The organism is Demequina sp. NBRC 110057, from assembly GCF_002090175.1.
GTDB lineage: Bacteria > Actinomycetota > Actinomycetes > Actinomycetales > Demequinaceae > Demequina.
Genome location: NZ_BBRN01000003.1, coordinates 123881 through 141047, shown reverse-complemented (window position 1 = coordinate 141047; position 17167 = coordinate 123881). Strand labels below are relative to the sequence as shown.

The 17167-nt window shown below is 71.8% G+C and carries 14 protein-coding genes; 9 read left to right on the top strand and 5 right to left on the bottom strand.

All coding sequences use genetic code 11. The features are described from left to right. The first annotated feature begins 18 nt into the window (after nt 1-18). Genes rny through dapF form a run of 4 tightly spaced genes read left to right on the top strand, consistent with a single transcriptional unit; the run spans nt 19 to nt 4867 of the window. A complete protein-coding gene (gene rny, locus B7K26_RS00640; RefSeq protein WP_234998643.1) occupies nt 19-1479 on the top strand; it encodes a ribonuclease Y in 1461 nt (486 codons plus the stop codon). 2 nt (nt 1480-1481) lie between these two features. Then, nucleotides 1482-3023 (top strand): tRNA (N6-isopentenyl adenosine(37)-C2)-methylthiotransferase MiaB, encoded by a 1542-nt coding sequence (gene miaB, locus B7K26_RS00635; protein ID WP_084076762.1) that lies wholly within the window; start codon nt 1482-1484, stop codon nt 3021-3023. A 5-nt stretch (nt 3024-3028) separates the two neighbouring features. Next, nucleotides 3029-3994 carry a tRNA (adenosine(37)-N6)-dimethylallyltransferase MiaA gene (gene miaA, locus B7K26_RS00630; RefSeq protein ID WP_084076761.1) on the top strand — a complete coding sequence of 322 codons (966 nt, stop codon included), beginning with the start codon at nt 3029-3031 and terminating at the stop codon, nt 3992-3994. A gap of 9 nt (nt 3995-4003) precedes the next feature. Beyond that, nucleotides 4004-4867 (top strand): diaminopimelate epimerase, encoded by an 864-nt coding sequence (gene dapF, locus B7K26_RS00625; RefSeq protein WP_084076760.1) that lies wholly within the window; start codon nt 4004-4006, stop codon nt 4865-4867. Nucleotides 4868-4983: 116 nt separating this feature from the next. Here dapF and B7K26_RS00620 read toward each other — a convergent pair whose 3' ends face one another. Continuing rightward, nucleotides 4984-5589: a class I SAM-dependent methyltransferase gene (locus B7K26_RS00620; protein ID WP_084076759.1), complete on the bottom strand. Its 606-nt coding sequence runs from the start codon at nt 5587-5589 to the stop codon at nt 4984-4986. Between the two features lie 66 nt (nt 5590-5655). Between B7K26_RS00620 and hflX the strand changes: the two genes are divergently transcribed. Together hflX and B7K26_RS00610 are read left to right on the top strand one after the other, a co-directional pair. Further along, nucleotides 5656-7146: a GTPase HflX gene (gene hflX, locus B7K26_RS00615; protein ID WP_084076758.1), complete on the top strand. Its 1491-nt coding sequence runs from the start codon at nt 5656-5658 to the stop codon at nt 7144-7146. Beyond that, on the top strand, nt 7143-9134 hold the full coding sequence (locus B7K26_RS00610) for an ATP-dependent DNA helicase (RefSeq protein ID WP_234998642.1): 1992 nt from the start codon (nt 7143-7145) through the stop codon (nt 9132-9134). The genes hflX and B7K26_RS00610 overlap by 4 nt, the downstream gene beginning before the upstream one ends. A gap of 17 nt (nt 9135-9151) precedes the next feature. On the opposite strand, the gene lexA is transcribed toward B7K26_RS00610, so the two are convergent. After that, the gene (gene lexA / locus B7K26_RS00605; protein WP_084076757.1) at nt 9152-9871 is read right to left on the bottom strand and encodes a transcriptional repressor LexA; all 720 of its coding nucleotides are present in this window, start codon (nt 9869-9871) and stop codon (nt 9152-9154) included. A 188-nt stretch (nt 9872-10059) separates the two neighbouring features. Between lexA and B7K26_RS00600 the strand changes: the two genes are divergently transcribed. Further along, nucleotides 10060-10473, top strand: a complete 414-nt coding sequence (locus tag B7K26_RS00600) for a LysM peptidoglycan-binding domain-containing protein (RefSeq protein WP_084076756.1) — start codon at nt 10060-10062, stop codon at nt 10471-10473. 80 nt (nt 10474-10553) lie between these two features. Beyond that, nucleotides 10554-11018 carry a transcriptional regulator NrdR gene (nrdR, locus tag B7K26_RS00595; RefSeq protein ID WP_084076755.1) on the top strand — a complete coding sequence of 155 codons (465 nt, stop codon included), beginning with the start codon at nt 10554-10556 and terminating at the stop codon, nt 11016-11018. A 54-nt stretch (nt 11019-11072) separates the two neighbouring features. On the opposite strand, the gene B7K26_RS00590 is transcribed toward nrdR, so the two are convergent. Together B7K26_RS00590 and serA are read right to left on the bottom strand one after the other, a co-directional pair. Beyond that, nucleotides 11073-12626, bottom strand: a complete 1554-nt coding sequence (locus tag B7K26_RS00590) for a DEAD/DEAH box helicase (protein WP_255376047.1) — start codon at nt 12624-12626, stop codon at nt 11073-11075. A 101-nt stretch (nt 12627-12727) separates the two neighbouring features. Further along, entirely contained in the window at nt 12728-13933 is a 1206-nt protein-coding gene (gene serA / locus B7K26_RS00585; protein WP_084076753.1) for a phosphoglycerate dehydrogenase, read from the bottom strand. Between the two features lie 92 nt (nt 13934-14025). Here serA and B7K26_RS00580 point away from each other — a divergent pair, with 92 nt between their 5' ends. Further along, on the top strand, nt 14026-14823 hold the full coding sequence (locus tag B7K26_RS00580) for a hypothetical protein (protein WP_084076752.1): 798 nt from the start codon (nt 14026-14028) through the stop codon (nt 14821-14823). Nucleotides 14824-14827: 4 nt separating this feature from the next. On the opposite strand, the gene B7K26_RS00575 is transcribed toward B7K26_RS00580, so the two are convergent. Further along, a complete protein-coding gene (locus B7K26_RS00575) occupies nt 14828-17032 on the bottom strand; it encodes an AAA family ATPase (protein ID WP_084076751.1) in 2205 nt (734 codons plus the stop codon). Between the last annotated feature and the right edge of the window lie 135 nt (nt 17033-17167).

Below are 17167 nucleotides of genomic sequence, written 5' to 3'. Positions count from 1 at the left end.
TGAATGGGGGTGGCACGCGTGCCGCAGCTGATTGCCACCGTCGCCACCTTGGTCCTCCTGTTGGCGTCCCTGCTGCTGGTGTTTTACGCGCGCCGCGAGGCCGAGGCCATCCGCAAGTCAGTGTCCGAGGAGACGCGCGGCATGCGCGAGGAGGCGCGGGACATGGTCTCCGAGGCCCAGCGGCGCGAGGAGCGGGTCGCGCAGCGCGAGAAGGACCTCGCCGCCGACCAGCGCGCCGCACAGACCTACTCCCGCGCGCTCGAGGAGCGGTCGGCAGTGCTCGCGCGGGACGAGCGTCGCATGGCGTCCGCGCGCGACGAGGTGGCCGCCGAGACGCGGCGTGCCGTCGCGGAGGCGGCCGGGCTGAGCCCCGACGAGGCGAAGACTCGCCTCCGGACCGAACTCTTGATCGAGGCCAAGGACGAGGCGCGCGCCGAGGTCAGGCGGATCGAGCGCCAGGCCAAGAGCTCGTCGGAGCGTCGCTCGCGCGAGATTCTCATCGGCGCGATGCAGCGCCAGGCGGCGCGCACCTCCTCCGAGTTCGCCGCGACGTGGATCGACCTTCCCAGCGATGACATGAAGGGCAGGATCATCGGCCGCGAGGGCCGCAACATCCGCGCCTTCGAGTCCATCACGGGCGTCAACGTGCTCGTCGAGGAGGGCGTGAACGCCGTGCAGCTGTCGTCCTTCGACGTGGAGCGCCGCGAGGTCGCCGAGGTCATGCTGCGTGACCTCATCGAGGACGGCAGGATCCACCCTCACCGCATCGAGTCCGCCTACCACCAGGCGGTCGCCGCCACCGAGGCGCGCCACCTCGAGGCCGGTCTCGACGCCGTCGAGGCCGTCGGGGTGCGCGGCGTCCCCGAGGACATGGTCGTGACGCTCGGCCGTCTCAGGCTGCGCAGTTCGTACGGCCAGAACGTCCTGTCGCACCTTGTCGAGGCGGGTCAGATCGCCGCCGACATCGCCCGCGAGCTCGGCGCTGACGTCGAGGTGGCCCGTCGAGCGACGTTCCTTCACGACATCGGCAAGGCCTTCACGCACGAGCGTGCCGGCACGCACGCCACGCTCGGCGCCGACTACGCGCGAGAGCAGGGCGAGGCGCCCGAGGTCGTCAACGCGATCGCCGCCCACCACGACGAGGTCGCCCCCGAGACCCTTGAGGCCCTCATCGTGCAGGTCGCCGACGCGGTCTCGGCCGCGCGCCCGGGGGCGAGGCGGGACGACGCCGACGCCTACATCGAGCGCATGGAGAACCTCGAGCACCTTGTCGCCGACCATCACGGAGTGTCCAAGGTGATCGCCATGGCGGCGGGGCGCGAGGTGCGCGTCGTGGTCGAGCCGGACGAGGTCGACGACGCCGGGGTGGGCGAGCTGGCGCGTACAATTGCCGAGCACATCAGCAAGGACTTCAGCTTCGCTGGAGAGATCAGAGTGACCGTGGTCCGCGAGCTTCGCGCGGACGCCGTCGCAGGGTAGGCATGACAGACACCACCACCGCACCGACGTACCTCGTCCGCACGCTCGGCTGCCAGATGAACGCTCACGACTCCGAGCACATGGCCGGCCTCCTCGAGGGAGCCGGCTACACGTCCGCCCCCGTCGGGGCCGACGTCGCCGACGTGGTCGTCATCAACACGTGCGCGGTGCGCGAGAACGCCGCGACCCGCCTGTACGGGAACCTCGGACAGCTTGCCTCCGTGAAGGCGAAGCGCCCCGGCATGCAGATCGCGGTGGGCGGCTGCCTCGCGCAGAAGGACCGCGGCGAGATCGTCGAGAAGGCGCCCTGGGTGGACGTCGTGTTCGGCACGCACAACCTTGACGTGCTGCCTGTCCTGCTCGAGCGCGCCAGGCACAACGCCGCGGCGCAGGTCGAGATCGAGGAGTCGCTCCAGGTCTTCCCGTCGACCCTTCCCAGCCGCCGCGACGCGATCGCCTCGGGCTGGGTCTCCATCTCGGTGGGCTGCAACAACACGTGCACCTTCTGCATCGTGCCGTCCCTGCGCGGCAAGGAGCGCGACCGCCGACCGGGGGAGATCCTCGCCGAGATCCAGGCGCTCGTGTCCCAGGGCGTCGTCGAGATCACGCTGCTGGGTCAGAACGTCAACTCGTACGGCGTGGAGTTTGGCGACCGCGGCGCGTTCGCGAAGCTGCTGCGCGCGTGCGGACAGATCGAGGGGCTTGAGCGCGTGCGCTTCACCTCGCCCCACCCCGCGGCCTTCACCGACGACGTCATCGACGCGATGGCCGAGACCCCCAACGTCATGCCGAGCCTGCACATGCCGCTGCAGTCCGGCTCCGACGCCATCCTGCGCGCCATGCGCCGCTCGTACCGCTCGGCGAAGTTCCTCGGCATCCTCGACCGGGTGCGCGAGCGCATGCCCGATGCAGCGATCACGACCGACATCATCGTGGGCTTCCCCGGCGAGACCGAGGAGGACTTCCTCGAGACGATGCGCGTGGTCGAGGCCTCGCGCTTCTCCTCGGCCTTCACCTTCCAGTACTCGCCCCGCCCCGGCACGCCGGCCTACGAGCTCGAGCCCCTGCCCAAGGCGGTGGTGCAGGAGCGCTTCGAGCGCCTCCACGCCCTCCAGGAGCGAGTCTCGCTCGCCGAGAACCAGGCGATCGTGGGACGCACCGTCGAGCTCCTGGTCCTCGACAGCTCGGGCAAGGACGCCGGCGGGCGCAAGGATGCCGCCACCGCGCGACTGTCGGGGCGCGCGCCGGACAACCGCCTGGTGCACTTCACCGTGCCCGATGGGGCCGAGCGTCCCCGCCCGGGCGACCTCGTCACCGTGGACGTCACCCACGGAGCCCCCCACCACCTGATCGCCGACTCCGGCATCGCCGGCGGCACCTATGCGGTGCGCCGCACCCGTGCCGGCGACGCGTGGGACGCCGTCCAGGCAGGCGAGCACGACCACGGTCACGGCGGCTGCGGCGACGCGTGCGGCACCGGTGGCGGCACGCCCGGCGGCCCGGTCGGCCTGGGCATGCCCGGCCTGCGCCGCGCGGACGCCTGACGCGGGTGAGTACCCCAGGCCGCGACGCATCGGCCGCCGCCGACGGTGCGCCCGGCGTCATCGCGGTGGTCGGCTCGACCGCCACGGGCAAGTCCGCCATCTCCCTCGCCCTGGCCGAGGAGTTGGGCGGGGAGATCGTCAACGCTGACTCGATGCAGTTTTACCGCGGTATGGATATCGGCACTGCCAAGCTCTGCGTCGCCGACAGGCGCGGCATCCCTCATCACCAACTCGACACTCTCGACGTCCACGAGGACGCCTCCGTCGCCCGCTTCCAGCGCGAGGCGCGTGCGGATATCGCCGCCATCACCGCGCGGGGCCTGCACGCCATCGTGGTGGGAGGCTCCGGCCTGTACCACCGTGCGCTCCTGGACCGCTTCGAGTTCCCGCCGACCGACCCGGCCGTGCGTGCCGCGCTCGAGGCGAGGGGAGACGTGGAGGGGCCGGGCGTCCTTCACCGCGAGCTCGCAGTCGTGGACCCGGAGGCCGCCGCGAGCATCGGCCCCGCGAACACCAAGCGCCTGGTGCGCGCGCTCGAGGTCATCGAGATCACGGGCAAACCGTTCTCGTCCGGCCTGCCACGCCACGAGTACGAGGTCCCCGCCGTGCAAATCGGGCTCGAGCTGGATCACGCGATCCTGGACCCGCGCATCGACGCGCGCGTCGATGAGATGTGGGAGCAGGGTCTTGTCGACGAGGTGACAGCCCTCGCCTCGCGCGGCCTGCGCGAGGGCACCACCGCCCGTCGCGCCGTCGGCTACGCGGAGACCCTGCGACACCTCGACGGCGAGCTCGATGCCGCGCAGACCCGCGCGCTGATCGCGCAACACACGCGGCGCCTCGCCCGCAAGCAGCGCCAGTGGTTCAAGCCCGACCCGCGCGTCGCGTGGATCGCGGCGCCCGTCGACGCGGGGGACATCGCGCGCGCCGCGGCCGATGCCGTCGCTGTCGCGACGGGGCGGCCCCGGTAGCCTGGGCGCATGACGACGCTGCGCTTCACCAAGGGACACGGCACCGAGAACGACTTTGTGCTGCTGTTCGACGAGCGCGGCGAGATCGACCTCACTCCCGAGCTGGTGCGCTTCCTTGCCGACCGCCGCGCGGGGTTGGGTGGCGATGGCGTCATCCGCGCGGTGCGCGCCGGGGCGCTCCCGGCGGGCTCCGGCTTCGAGCCGGCCGCGTGGTTCATGGACTACTGGAACTCCGATGGGACTACGTCGGAGATGTGCGGGAACGGCGCGCGCGTGTTCGGCGCCTTCCTGGAGGCGCAGGCGGGCGCAGACCTCACGGGCGGCGTCGAGTTCGCTACGCGCGGCGGGGCGCGCACCCTCACGGGCCTGGGAGACGGCCGCTTCGCGATCGGGATGGGCGCTTACACGCTTGGCGAGGGGGGCTTCGACTCGAATGTCGAGGCGCGTGGACTTACGCCGCCGCGGCCTGCGCTGTCGGTCGACGTCGGCAACCCGCACCACGTGGTCGCGTTGGCGTCGGTCGAGGAGCTCGAGGCGCTGGACCTCACTGTCGCGCCCGCGGTGAGCCCCACGCCTCCGGCGGGTTCCAACGTCGAGTTTGTGGTGGCGCTGGGCGAGGCGGTCGTCTCGGGTGAGCGTCGCGGGCGCGCGCGCATGCGGGTTCACGAGCGCGGCTCGGGGGAGACCCGGTCGTGTGGCACGGGCGCGTGTGCCGTCGCCCTTGCGGTGCGCTCCTGGGCGGGCCCCGGCGCGCCCGACGTGTGGGACGTCGAGGTCCCCGGCGGTGTCGTCACGGTCCGCATCACGCCCGACCACACGGTGCTGGAGGGCCCGGCCGTGCTGGTAGCCACGGGCGAGGTCACGCTCCCGTAGCAACGCCCGGAGTGGAGCGTTTCCCCTCTTTTACCCTCCTAGGCGCGCCAAATGGATCCATTTGACGCGCCTTAGGGGATAAAAGAGGGGGAATCGACCGCGGCCGATGCGCCGGCTCAGTCGGCGGCGCGCGTCACCTTGAGGACACGGAAGCCCTTGGCGGAGCCCACCTTCTCGATGTCTCCCCAGCCTTGCTTGGCGATCCACGACGCGAGCGAGTCCGCGCCGAGGTTCTTCTGCACCACGAGGTGAGCCTCGCCCCCCGGCGTGAGGCGCGGCAGCCAGGCGGTCAGCAGTGCGTGCAGCTGCGGCTTGCCGATGCGGATCGGGGGGTTGGACCAGATCGCGTCGAAGCGGCGCTTCGCGGGCACGGCGTCGGGCTCGCTGGCCTCGATCGAAGCCGATGCTCCCAGCCTCGCGGCGTTGCGCTCCAGGAGGTCGAGCGCGCGTCGGTTGACGTCGACGGCGGTCACGCGCACCTCGGGCTTGAGGAGCGCGGCGGTCAGGGCGAGAGGACCCCAGCCGCAACCGAGGTCGAGCAGGCGCCCGTCGGGCGGAGGCGGGAGGTGGCGCAGCAGCACCTGGGTGCCGAGGTCCAGGTGGCCGGGGGAGAAGACGCCCGGCGCGGTCTCGAGGTCCACCTCGCGCCCCGCGAGGCCCACGCGGATGAGCCGGCGCTCGTCGGCGGAGGCGGGCTCGGCCGTGAAGTAGTGATCGTTCATGTCCCTGCGAGGGTACGCGACGGCGTGCTGGCCCGCGTGCGCGGCGGGTGAGACAATGGTCCAAGCATGAGTGACGACCACGACGACATCCTCGACGACACCACCCCCTCCCGCGCCGATGCGGCCATCGAGCGCGTGCTGTCGCGCGCCGGCACCGCGGTGGCCGAGGGGGGCACGGCCCGCACCGACTACGACGGCGACCAGTTCGACCGCGAGGAACGTGCCGCGCTTCGCCGCGTCGACAACCTTTCCACCGAACTCGAGGACATCACCGAGGTCGAGTACCGGCAGCTGCGCCTCGAAAAGGTGGTGCTCGCCGGGCAGTTCTCCCGCGGCACCTACGAGGACGCGGAGATCAGCCTGCGGGAGCTGGCAGCCCTCGCGGAGACCGCCGGCTCCGAGGTCCTCGACGGGCTGCTGCAGCGCCGCCCTCACCCCGACCCCGCCACCTATCTGGGTCAAGGCAAGGCGCGCGAGCTCGCCGACATCGTCAAGGCCGTGGGGGCCGACACGGTGGTCGTCAACGACGACCTCGCGCCCTCCCAGCGCCGCGCGCTCGAGGACGTGGTCAAGGTCAAGGTCATCGACCGCACCGCCCTGATCCTCGACATCTTTGCCCAGCACGCCAAGTCCCGCGAGGGCAAGGCGCAGGTCGAGCTCGCCCAGCTCGAGTACCTGCTTCCCCGCCTGCGCGGCTGGGGCGAGTCGATGTCGCGCCAGGCCGGTGGCCGCGTGGCCGCCGGTGCGGGAATCGGCTCGCGTGGTCCTGGTGAGACCAAGATCGAGCTCGACCGCCGCCGCATCCGCACCCGCATGGCGCAGCTTCGCCGCCAGATCAAGGCGATGGCCCCCGCGCGCGAGGTGCGCCGCTCCAACCGCACGGCGCTGCCCAACGTCGCGATCGTCGGCTACACGAACGCGGGCAAGTCGTCGCTGCTCAACCGCGTCACGGGTGCCGGCGTGCTCGTGGAGAACGCCCTGTTCGCGACCCTCGACCCCACGGTGCGTCGCTCGTCCACGCCCGACGGCCGCGCCTTCACCGTTTCCGACACCGTCGGCTTCGTGCGCGACCTTCCGCACCAGCTTGTCGCCGCGTTCGCCTCGACGCTCGAGGAGGTGGCGCACGCCGACCTCATGCTTCACGTGGTCGACGCGTCACACCCGGATCCCGAGAGCCAGATCTCGGCGGTGCGGGAGGTTCTCTCCGACGTTCCCGGCGCCGACCAGGTCAAGGAAGTGCTCGTCCTGAACAAGGCCGACATCGCCGACCCCGAGACGCTGCTGCGCCTGCGCGCCAGGCGCGAGCCGACCATCGAGGTGTCCGCCCTCACGGGCGAGGGCATCGACGCGCTGATGGACCTCATCGCACGTGAGTTGCCGCGCCCCGCCGTCCGCGTCGAGGTCACGGTGCCGTACACGCGTGGCGACCTCGTGAGCGAGGCTCACCGCCACGGCGAGATCCTGTCCGAGACGCACGAGGCCGACGGCACCCGCCTGGTGGCCCTCGTCGACGAGGCGCTCGCCGCCCGCCTGCAGGCCGCCGCCGACGCCGCGTGAGCGACGACGCCGCCGCATCGGCCGACGAGACGGAGGCAGTGCGGCTGCTCGGCCTCGCCGTCGGCGCCCTCGGGGGCTCGCCGCGCGAGGGGCAGCAGCGCATGGTCGCGGCCGTGGAGCGCGCTCTCGGGGAGGGCGAGCACGCCCTGATCCAGGCCGGCACGGGCACCGGAAAGTCGCTCGGCTACCTGGTGCCGGCGATCGCTCATGCCGCCCGCGCGGGCGAGCGCATCGTGGTGTCGACCGCGACGCTCGCGCTCCAGCGGCAGGTCTACTCCAAGGATCTGCCGATGGTCCTCGACGCCCTCGAGGGCGAACTGGGCCAGCGCCCCGCCGCGGCGCTGTTCAAGGGCCGCTCCAACTACCTGTGCGTGCACAAGATGGCCGGCGGGTACGGCGAGCCGGACGAGGACATGCTGCCGATCTCCACGGGGCCCACGAGCGCCCTCGGCGAGGAGGTCGCACGCCTGCACCAGTGGGCCGACGAGACCGAGACGGGGGACAGAGACGACCTTGTCCCCGGCGTCTCGCACCGCGCGTGGGCGCAGGTCAGCGTGAGCGGCCGCGAGTGTCTCGAGTCCAAGTGCCCGATGCTCAAGGAGTGCTTCTCGCAGCGCGTGAGGGACGAGGCGGCCCAGTCGCGGATCGTCGTCACCAACCACGCCGTGCTCGGTGTGCAGGCCGCGAGCCACGACATGCTCGGCGAGCACGACGCGCTGATCGTCGACGAGGCCCACGAGCTGGTGTCGCGCATCACGGGCGCTGCCACCCACGAGCTGACAGTGTCGCGCGTCGACCGTGCGTCCTCCGCCACGCGGCGCGTGGGGGTCACCACCGAGGACCTCGACCGCGCCGCTCGCGCCCTCGACGCGGCCCTCGGCGACGAGCGCCCGGCGCGCCTGCGCTCGGGCCTGGGTGAGGAGCTCGCGGCGGCCGTCGAGCTCATCCGCGGCGCCGCCCGCGCGTGCCTCAGCGCGGTGCAGAAGGCTTCCAAGGCCACGGGCGAGACGAGCGCCCCGGGGGATACAGCATCGGCCACCGCCAAGCTTGCCTCCGCGGCGCTGCAGGAGATTCACGACGTGTGCGAGGAGCTGCAGGGCGAGCATGGTCGTTACGTGATCTGGCTCGCTCCTCCCGACGGCGACTACGACTCGCAGGTCGCCGAGAGGATCGTCGCAGCGCCCCTCGACGTCGCCGGGCTCATCCGTGAGCGACTCATCGGCGAGCGCGCGTCGGTCTTCACGTCAGCGACCCTCGCCCTGGGCGGCAACTTCGACGCGATGGCGCGCCACCTGGGGCTCGACGATCCCGAGTGCCTCGACGCTGGCAGCCCCTTCGATTACGGCCGCCAGGGAATCCTGTACGTCGCGAAGCACCTGGACCGCCCCGGCCAGGGAGGCATCTCGCCGGAGGCGCTCGACGAGCTCGCCGCGCTCATCGAGGCGGCAGGCGGGCGAACCCTCGGGCTGTTCTCGTCGCATCGGGCGGGGCAGGCCGCGGCCGAGGCGATGCGGGAGCGGCTCGACGTGCCGGTGCTGTACCAGCTCGACGACCAGCTGCCGACGCTCGTCGAGCGCTTCCGCGAGGACCCGCGCGCCTGCCTGTTCGGGTCGACCTCGCTGTGGCAGGGAATCGACGTGCCGGGACCGACGGCCTCGCTCGTCGTGATCGACCGCATCCCGTTCCCGCGACCCGACGAGCCCGTCTCTCAGGCGCGCACGGAGGCGATCGCGCAGCGTGGTGGCAACGGCTTCATGGCGGTCTCCGCCACCCACGCGGCGCTGCTCATGGCGCAGGGAGCAGGACGCCTCATCCGCACCAAGGACGACCGCGGCGTCGTCGCGGTGCTCGACTCGCGCCTGGCGACCGCGCGGTACGGAGGATTCCTTGCGCGGTCGATGCCGGAGCTGTGGCCCACGACGGACCGCGCCACGGTGATGAACGCGCTGCGCCGGCTCGACGAGGCGGCAAGGAACGACGGGCGGTAGCCCCCGCAGCGGCGTCGTCAGACGCGGCGCATCACGGAGACGACCTTGCCCATGATGGTCGCGTGCGTGCCGTCGATGGGCGTGTACGCGGGATTGTGCGGCATGAGCCACACCTGACCGTCGGCGCGGCGGAAGGTCTTCACTGTCGCCTCGTCGTCGAGCAGGGCGGCGACGATGTCGCCATTCTCGGCGCTGTGCTGGCGACGCACCACCACCCAGTCGCCGTCGCAGATCGCGGCGTCGATCATCGAGTCGCCGGTGACGTTGAGCATGAACAGCTCGCCCTCGCCGGTGAGCTGACGGGGGAGGGCGAACACGTCCTCGACTGCCTGGTCGGCCAGCACCGGGCCACCGGCGGCGATGCGGCCCACGAGCGGCACCATCGACACGTCGTCCGTCCCGTCGGGGTGCTGCGCGAAACGCGTGACGGCATCGGGCGTGGCCGATGCGCCTGCCGCGGGTTCGGCATCGGGCATCACCACTTCGATGGCGCGGGGACGGTGAGGGTCGCGACGCAGGTATCCCTTCGCCTCCAGGGCGGTGAGCTGATGCTTCACGGAGGAGGTGGAGGTGAGGCCGACGGCCTGGCCGATCTCGCGCATGGACGGCGGGTAGCCGCGCAACTCGACCGAGTCGCGGATCGTCACGAGGATGCTGCGCTGGCGATCGGTGAGCGCGCCGCCGGACATGTCCGGGAACTCGTGGATGGTGGCGCCGGCCTCGCGCGGCTCGTCCATGTCTCCTCCTCGGCGAGCGCCATGGCCCGCGGTCGATGTCAGACCCCTGCGGTGGACTGACACCCATGACGCTAGAGCAGTCACGCCGCGGAATCAAACATATGTTCGAGCGTGTCTTGCGGGCGTCGGCCCACGATGCTAGAAATAGAACATATGTTCGACGAACAGATGTTCGAATGGAGGATGAGATGACCGCCTACGCCGCACCCGTCACCGGATACCAGCAGGTCGCCCTGGGGCGTCCCGTCACGCCGCGCGTCGCTCGCACGGCCCCTTCGAAGGCCCGCAGCCGCGCCCACGGCATCCGACTCCTGGACACCGCCCAGGGCCGCCGCCGTCGGCGTACCGTGGCCGCGGTCATCGTCGCCGTCGCCGTCGCGATCGTCGGCCCCCAGGCCGTCGCGGGCGACGAGCCCACGATTCCCGTCGTGTTCGACACCTACACCGTCGCGGCCGGCGAGACGCTGTGGTCGATCGCCTCGTCGCTCACTCCGGTGGGGGAGGACGTCAACGAGACTATCGACGTCATTCAGGACCTCAACGCCAAGGGATCCTCGGTGCTGCGCGCCGGCGAGCAGATCCTGATCCCCTCGCTGGACTGACGAGAAGGCGCCGGGCCACCGAACCTCGCGCGGGTCGCCGGGGTAGCGGAGGAGGGGCGGATCCGTGGGAAGGTAGTGCCATGCACTGCCCGTTCTGCAGGAACCCCGATTCACGCGTGGTGGACTCGCGCACGGCCGACGACGGCACGTCCATCCGCCGGCGCCGCGAGTGCCAGGAGTGCGGGCGCCGCTTCTCGACCGTCGAGACCTCGAGCCTGACCGTCCTGAAGCGCAACGGCGTCGCCGAGCCCTTCAGCAGGGAGAAGGTGGCCTCGGGAGTGCGCAAGGCCTGCCAGGGGCGGCCAGTGTCGGACGACGACCTCGCCCTCCTGGCGCAGCGCGTCGAGGAGGCCATCAGGGCGCAGGGTGTGGCCGAGATCGACGCGACCGACATCGGGCTGGCCATCCTCGCCCCGCTGCGCGACCTCGACGAGATCGCGTACCTGCGCTTCGCCAGCGTGTACCAGGGCTTCAAGAGCCTCGACGACTTCGAGGCCGCGATCGCCCAGTTGCGTAGCGAGGACGCCGCCCAGGCTCGCGACTGAATCCTCACCGCCGGCAGGCGGCGCCGAGCCGGGGGCGCAGCGCCCCCAGCCGGCCTAACGCTTCTTCTTGGGGCGCGGCTTGCCCTTGCGGCCGCGCGTCGCGTTCGAGGAGCGCTTGGTGCCCTTGGGCTTCTTGCGCGGGTTCGGGTTCTCCTGTCGCTGGCGTGAGCCGCCGCGGGGTTCCCTCGAGCCCTCGGACGCGTCCCGCCCGTCGCTCGCGACCTCGCGACCGGTCGTCGCCGCGTCACCACGGGAGCGGCTGCGAGCGGTGTCCGTGCCCTGAGTCTTGCGGGCGCCGCCCTTGCCGACTCCGGCACCTGCACGCTGGCGGTCGGTCTCTCCACGCCCGCGTCGCTCGCCCTCGGGGCGCTTCCGCTCGCGGGACGGACGCTCGCTCGTGGGGCGATCGCCATCACGCGATCCGCGCCCACGCGACGGCTGCTGCTGACGGCCACGGCCGCCGCGCTCCGACGCGTCGTCCTGACGGGCGGCCGCACGGGTCTCGCGGGCGGGGACGCCCGACGGCTCACGCGAGCCGGTGAGGGCGTCGACCATGGCCAGGGTCTCGGCATCGGCCTCGCGGACCTTGCGGAACAGCAGGTCGAGGCCGGTGGCCTCGACCACCCGGTCCATCGCCTTGCGCTGATGCGGCAGGGCGAGCGTCACCACGAGACCGGACGCGCCGGCGCGAGCCGTGCGACCTGCCCGGTGCGTGTAGTCCTTGGGGTCACCGGGCGGGTCGAGCTGCAGCACCAGGTCGACGTCATCGACGTGGATTCCACGCGCGGCGACGTCCGTCGCGACGAGCACGGGGACGCGTCCCGACCGGAACGCCTCGATGGCGACATTGCGCGCGTTCTGGTCCATGTCGCCGTGAAGCGCCGTGGCCCGGACGCCGGCCGATCGCATCTGCTCCGCGACCCTGTCGCACGCCATCTTGGTGCGCACGAACACGATGGTGCGGCCCTCGCGAGACGCGATCCTGATGCTCATGTCGTACTTCAGGTGGGGCGAGATGTTGAGCACCACGTGGCGCATCGCACTCGCCTCGTCGGCGTCGGTCACGTCATGGAGCACGGGGGAGTGCATGTGCTCGGTAACCAGGCGGTCGACGTCGCCGTCGAGCGTGGCGGAGAACAGCAGGTGCTGGGCGTCGCCAGGCACCTCGTCGAGGATCTCCTCGATCTCCGTCATGAAGCCCATCTCGGCCATGTGGTCGGCCTCGTCGAGCACCACCACCTGGACGGCGGACATGTCGGCGTGGCCGCGCCGCACGAGGTCGGCGAGGCGCCCGGGTGTCGCCACCACGAGGTGCACGCCGCGCTCGAGGGCGGCGATCTGCTTGGGCATGGACAGGCCGCCGGCCACGAGCCGCAGCGACACGTCCATGGTGTGCGCGAGCGGCTCCAGGGCGTCGTGGACCTGCATGGCGAGCTCGCGCGTGGGAACGAGCACGACGGCGTGGGGGCGGTGCGAACGTGCGCGACCGGTCTGTGCCAGCCGCGTCAGCGTGGGAAGCCCAAAGCCAAGGGTCTTGCCGGACCCCGTGCGGGCCTTGCCCAGCACGTCCTTGCCCTCCAGGGCATCGGCGATGGTGGCCGCCTGGATGGGGAAGGGCGCCGTGATCCCGGCCTGCCCGAGGGCGCGTACGAGCGCGTCGGGAAGGCCGAGATCCGCGAAGGAGACGGCGTCGGGGGCTGGCGCGTCGCTCAGGACAGCACCCGCAGGCGCACGGTGCCCGCCATGGCGCCCAGCGCCTCGACGGCCTCACGGGTGAGGCCGGCAGCGATGTCGGTCACCACGTAACCCAACTCGCCACGCGTGGCGAGCATCTGACCCTCGATGTTGACGCCGTGCTCGGCGAACACGCGGTTGACCGCGGCGAGCACGCCGGGGATGTTCTCGTGCAGGTGCGCGATGCGGTGCGAGCCCTGAGGAAGGTCGAGCTGCAGGTTGGGAAGGTTCACGCTGAGCGACGTCGAGCCCTTCTGCACGTAGTCGCGTAGGCGGGTCGCGACGAAGATGCCGATGTCGCGCTGCGCCTCCTCGGTGGAGCCGCCGATGTGGGGCGTGAGGATGACGTTGGGGACGTTCTGAAGGCCCGAGGCGAACGGGTCGCCCTTCTTCTTGGGCTCCTCGGGGAAGACGTCGATGGCCGCACCGCCGATGGCGCCGGACTCGAGGCCCTCCTTGAGCGCGTCGACGTCGACGATGAAGCCGCGCGACAGGTTGAGGAAGTGGGCGCCGTGCTTCATCGACTCGAACTGCTCGCGGCCGAAGAATCCCTGGTTGCCGGCGCGTCCATCGACGTGGAGCGTGACGACGTCGGCCTCGGCGAGGAGCGCCTCGAGGGTGGGCATGCGGGTCGCGTTGCCCAGCGCGAGCTTCTCGGCACTGTCGTAGAAGATGACGTTCATGCCTAGCGCCTCGGCGACCACGGACAGCTGCGAGCCGATGTTGCCGTAGCCGACGATGCCGAGCGTGCGTCCGCGGATCTCGTGGGCGCCGTCGGCGGACTTGTTCCACACGCCCTCGTGCATGAGCTTCTGGTGCACGGGCAGGCGGCGGGTCAGCGCGATCATCTCGGACACTGCCATCTCGACCACCGAGCGGGTGTTCGAGAACGGCGCGTTGAATGCCGCGATTCCTCGCTTGGCGGCCGCCTCGAGGTCGATCTGGTTGGTGCCGATCGAGAAGGCGCCGACGGCGATGAGCGACGGCGAGGCGTCCATGACGCGCTCCGTCAGCATCGTCTTGGAGCGAATGCCGAGCAGCTCGACGCCCTGGAGGGCCTCGATCAGCTCGTCCTCGTCCATGGCACCGCCATGGTTGATGACCTCGATGCCGGCGGCCTCGAGGATCTCGGTGGCGGTGTGGGACAGGTTCTCAAGAAGGAGTGCTCGCACGGCGCCCATCTTGGCGCAACCGGGGGCGTGTTACCAACTCCACACGCCTCGACCGGCCAGGCTCACGGCCCGCACGCGAGGCGACTGGCAGGCTAGCGGCCATGACTCTCACGGCGCGCCTGGCGATCCTGTGCGGCGCTGGCGCCCTGACCGTGGGCGCCTTCGCGTGGGGCGCGGGAGTCGGCTGGGACGAGCTGACGCACCTGGGCCAGGCCCGCAACGTCGTCGAGATCGAGGGCGTCGAGGTGAAGATCCCGGCCTCCGACGGCGACGGCACGCGGCTCGCGCCCCGGGTCCCGGAGAGTACCTCGGGTGAACACTCGTTCCTGTTCGAGGAGGACGGGGAGCCGGTTCGGCTGGACCCGTGCAAGGCGGTCTCCTGGGTGCTGAACCCGGAGGAGATGCCCGACGGAGCCGAGCCGCTCATCCACGCCGCGACGGACGACGTCGCCCTGTACTCGGGCCTCGTGTTCGACTATGAGGGCACCACCGACGAGCCCGCGCGCTTCGACCGTGCCGTCGTGCAGGAGCGGTACGGAGACCGGCTCGCGCCCGTCGTCATCGGCTGGTCGGACGGCGACGAGACCGCCGATCTCGCGGGGTCGACGGCCGGGCTCGGCGGATCCACCTCGATCACGGGGGCCTTCGGCGACCAGCGCTACCTCGCCGCCGGCGTGGTGGTGCTGGACCGCGAGGACTTCTCCGACCTCCTCGAGACCTCGGCCGGTACCGCGCTCGCGGGCGCCGTCATCCGGCACGAGCTCGCGCACGTGCTGGGGCTGGGGCACGTCGAGGACGCCACCGAGCTCATGCACGACGAGAACACCGCGATCACCCAGTGGGGTCCCGGCGACCGCCAGGGGCTCGCGATCGCCGGCGCCGGTCCCTGCGAGTCCTAGCCGCCTACGCCAGCGAGTCGAGGCCCGCGGGCAGGTCCTCCGCGTGCACCAGCTCGAGCCGCTTGGTGGGGCGGGTGAGCGCCACGTAGAGGTCGCCGGGGCGCTCGCCGATGCTCGCGGGTTCCACCACGACGGCCACGTCGAACTCGAGGCCCTTCGACTGGCGAGCCGTCATCACGCTGAGGCCCTCGACGGGCCCGCCCAGGGCCGTCGCGACCTCGCGGGCGATCTCGGGCGGCGCGATGACCGCCACGAGGCCGCCGTCGCCGTCGGCCATGCGGGCGGCGTGCGCACGCGCGGCCGATGCGGCGGTGGACGCCAGCGCGGACGGTGCCACGCGTGTGGTCGCCACCGCGTCGTCGAGGTCGCGCGCGGCGGACAGGTCGCTCACGGGCAGCTGCGCGGCGCGCGCGTAGGACTGCGCCGCGCGGGCGACGGCGGACGGGATGCGGTACGAGACGGTGAGCTCGCGCAGCTGCCACGAGGGCCCGAAGATCGGGTCCATCGCCTCGGGCCACCAGCGCGTGCCGGCGGCGGAGGCCACCTGGGCAACGTCGCCCACGATCGTGAACGACCGCGTGGGGCAGCGACGCAGCAGCATGCGCCATGCCATGGGGGAGAGCTCCTGCGCCTCGTCCACGACCACGTGACCGTAGGTCCATCGGCGGTCGGCGGCGGCGCGCTCGGCGACCGACATCCTCGACGAGCCCCCGCGCATGCGTGCGGCAAGATCCTCGGCCGTGACCATGCCGTCGCCGCCGAAGGTCTCGAGGACCTCACGGGCGTAGTCGAGCTCCTCCTCGCTGGCCTCCTGCGCGGCGCGCGGGGCGCCTCCCGGCATGTCGCCCAGCAGCTCGGCCGCCTCGTCCAGCAGGGGTACGTCGGCCTCGGTGAACGGGGCGCCGGCGGGGCGCAGCAGCAGGTCGCGGTCGCGCCGCGAGAAGCCTCGCGCCGCGTGGTCAAGCAGGTGCGCCTTCGAGAACAGGTCGCGCAGCAACTGCGCGGGGGTCACCGGGAGCCAGCACAGGTTGAGCGCGATGCGGATGGTCTTCGAGTCGCGCACGTCGCGCTCGAGCTCGATCCTGTCGTCGGCGTCGAGACGCGTCTCGAGCTGCTCCAGCAGCTGCGTCGTGAGGCGCCCGATCATGTCCTTGGCGAACGACGCCCGCGCCTCGTTGTGAGGACGGCCGTCGCGCCTGGCACGCGTCTGGGCGTCGCGAATGTCGCCCCGGCGGATCACGACAGTGCGGCCGTCGATGCGCACCTCCTGGTCGCGTCGCGGAAGGCGCTGGCGCTCGCGGACCGCGGCGGCGATGACATCCGCCATCTCGGTGCGGCCCTTGATGGCGGCCACAGCATCGGCCTCCACCGCAGATGTGTCGACGCCGCGGACGAGCCCGTTCAGCGTCGTCGACACCGCGCCGGTCTCGCCGAGCGAGGGCAGCACATGGTCGATGTACCGCAGGAACTGCCCCGAGGGGCCGATGAGCAGCACGCCGCGACGCTCGAGGCGCTCGCGGTGGTGGTAGAGCAGGAACGCGGCGCGGTGCAGCGCGACGGCCGTCTTGCCCGTGCCGGGGCCGCCCTGGACCACGAGGGCGCCGTCGAGGTCGGCGCGGATGACGGCGTCCTGTTCGGCCTGAATGGTCGCGACGATGTCGCCCATGCGGCCGGTGCGGCGCGCGTCGAGAGCGGCGAGCAGTGCGCCCTCGCCGGCGAGCGAGCCCTCGAGGCCGGCCTCGCGCAGCGCTTCGACGTCGAGCACGTCGTCCTCGATCGCGGCGACGCGGCGCCCGCGGGTGGTGAGGTGGCGGCGGCTCATGACGCCGCCGGGGTCCGCTGCCGTCGCGGAGTAGAACGCGCGGGCGGCAGGCGCGCGCCAGTCCGTCAGCAGGGGAGCGTGGTCGGCGTCGGACAGGCCGATGCGCCCCACGTACAGGCGGTCGCCGTCGCGCATGTCGAGGCGGCCGAAGCACAGCCGGTCCTCGACGGCATCCAGTTGCGCGATGCGGTCCTCGTACAGCGTCGCGAAGGCGTCACGCTCCGAGCGGTTCTGCGGCGAGCCCGACGGCCCGTCGCGGCGCACGTGAGCGAGCCTCGCCTCGGTTTCCCCCCGCAGCTCGTCGAGACGTGCGTACAGCCCGTCCACGACCCTCTGCTCGGCATCCAGGCCCTCCTTGAGAGCGGTCCGGGTGCTGTCGTCCTGCATGCGCCTGCCCTTCGTCGCCTCGTGCCGGTCGTGCCGAGGCAGTCGTCCATTATCCCCATCGACAGCCCCGAGCGCTACTCTCTCCGGCGCGGGAATGCCGGGCGCGTGCGTCCCGTTGACGCACGGAGCGCATCG

What these genes read in the sequence shown, in the direction of transcription:
- miaB (WP_084076762.1), top strand. Translation starts at nt 1,482, where the DNA reads ATGACAGACACCACCACCGCACCGACGTACCTCGTCCGCACGCTCGGC.
- dapF (WP_084076760.1), top strand. Translation starts at nt 4,004, where the DNA reads ATGACGACGCTGCGCTTCACCAAGGGACACGGCACCGAGAACGACTTT.
- B7K26_RS00620 (WP_084076759.1), bottom strand. Translation starts at nt 5,589, where the DNA reads ATGAACGATCACTACTTCACGGCCGAGCCCGCCTCCGCCGACGAGCGC.
- hflX (WP_084076758.1), top strand. Translation starts at nt 5,656, where the DNA reads ATGAGTGACGACCACGACGACATCCTCGACGACACCACCCCCTCCCGC.
- lexA (WP_084076757.1), bottom strand. Translation starts at nt 9,871, where the DNA reads ATGGACGAGCCGCGCGAGGCCGGCGCCACCATCCACGAGTTCCCGGAC.
- B7K26_RS00600 (WP_084076756.1), top strand. Translation starts at nt 10,060, where the DNA reads ATGACCGCCTACGCCGCACCCGTCACCGGATACCAGCAGGTCGCCCTG.
- nrdR (WP_084076755.1), top strand. Translation starts at nt 10,554, where the DNA reads ATGCACTGCCCGTTCTGCAGGAACCCCGATTCACGCGTGGTGGACTCG.
- serA (WP_084076753.1), bottom strand. Translation starts at nt 13,933, where the DNA reads ATGGGCGCCGTGCGAGCACTCCTTCTTGAGAACCTGTCCCACACCGCC.
- B7K26_RS00580 (WP_084076752.1), top strand. Translation starts at nt 14,026, where the DNA reads ATGACTCTCACGGCGCGCCTGGCGATCCTGTGCGGCGCTGGCGCCCTG.
- B7K26_RS00575 (WP_084076751.1), bottom strand. Translation starts at nt 17,032, where the DNA reads ATGCAGGACGACAGCACCCGGACCGCTCTCAAGGAGGGCCTGGATGCC.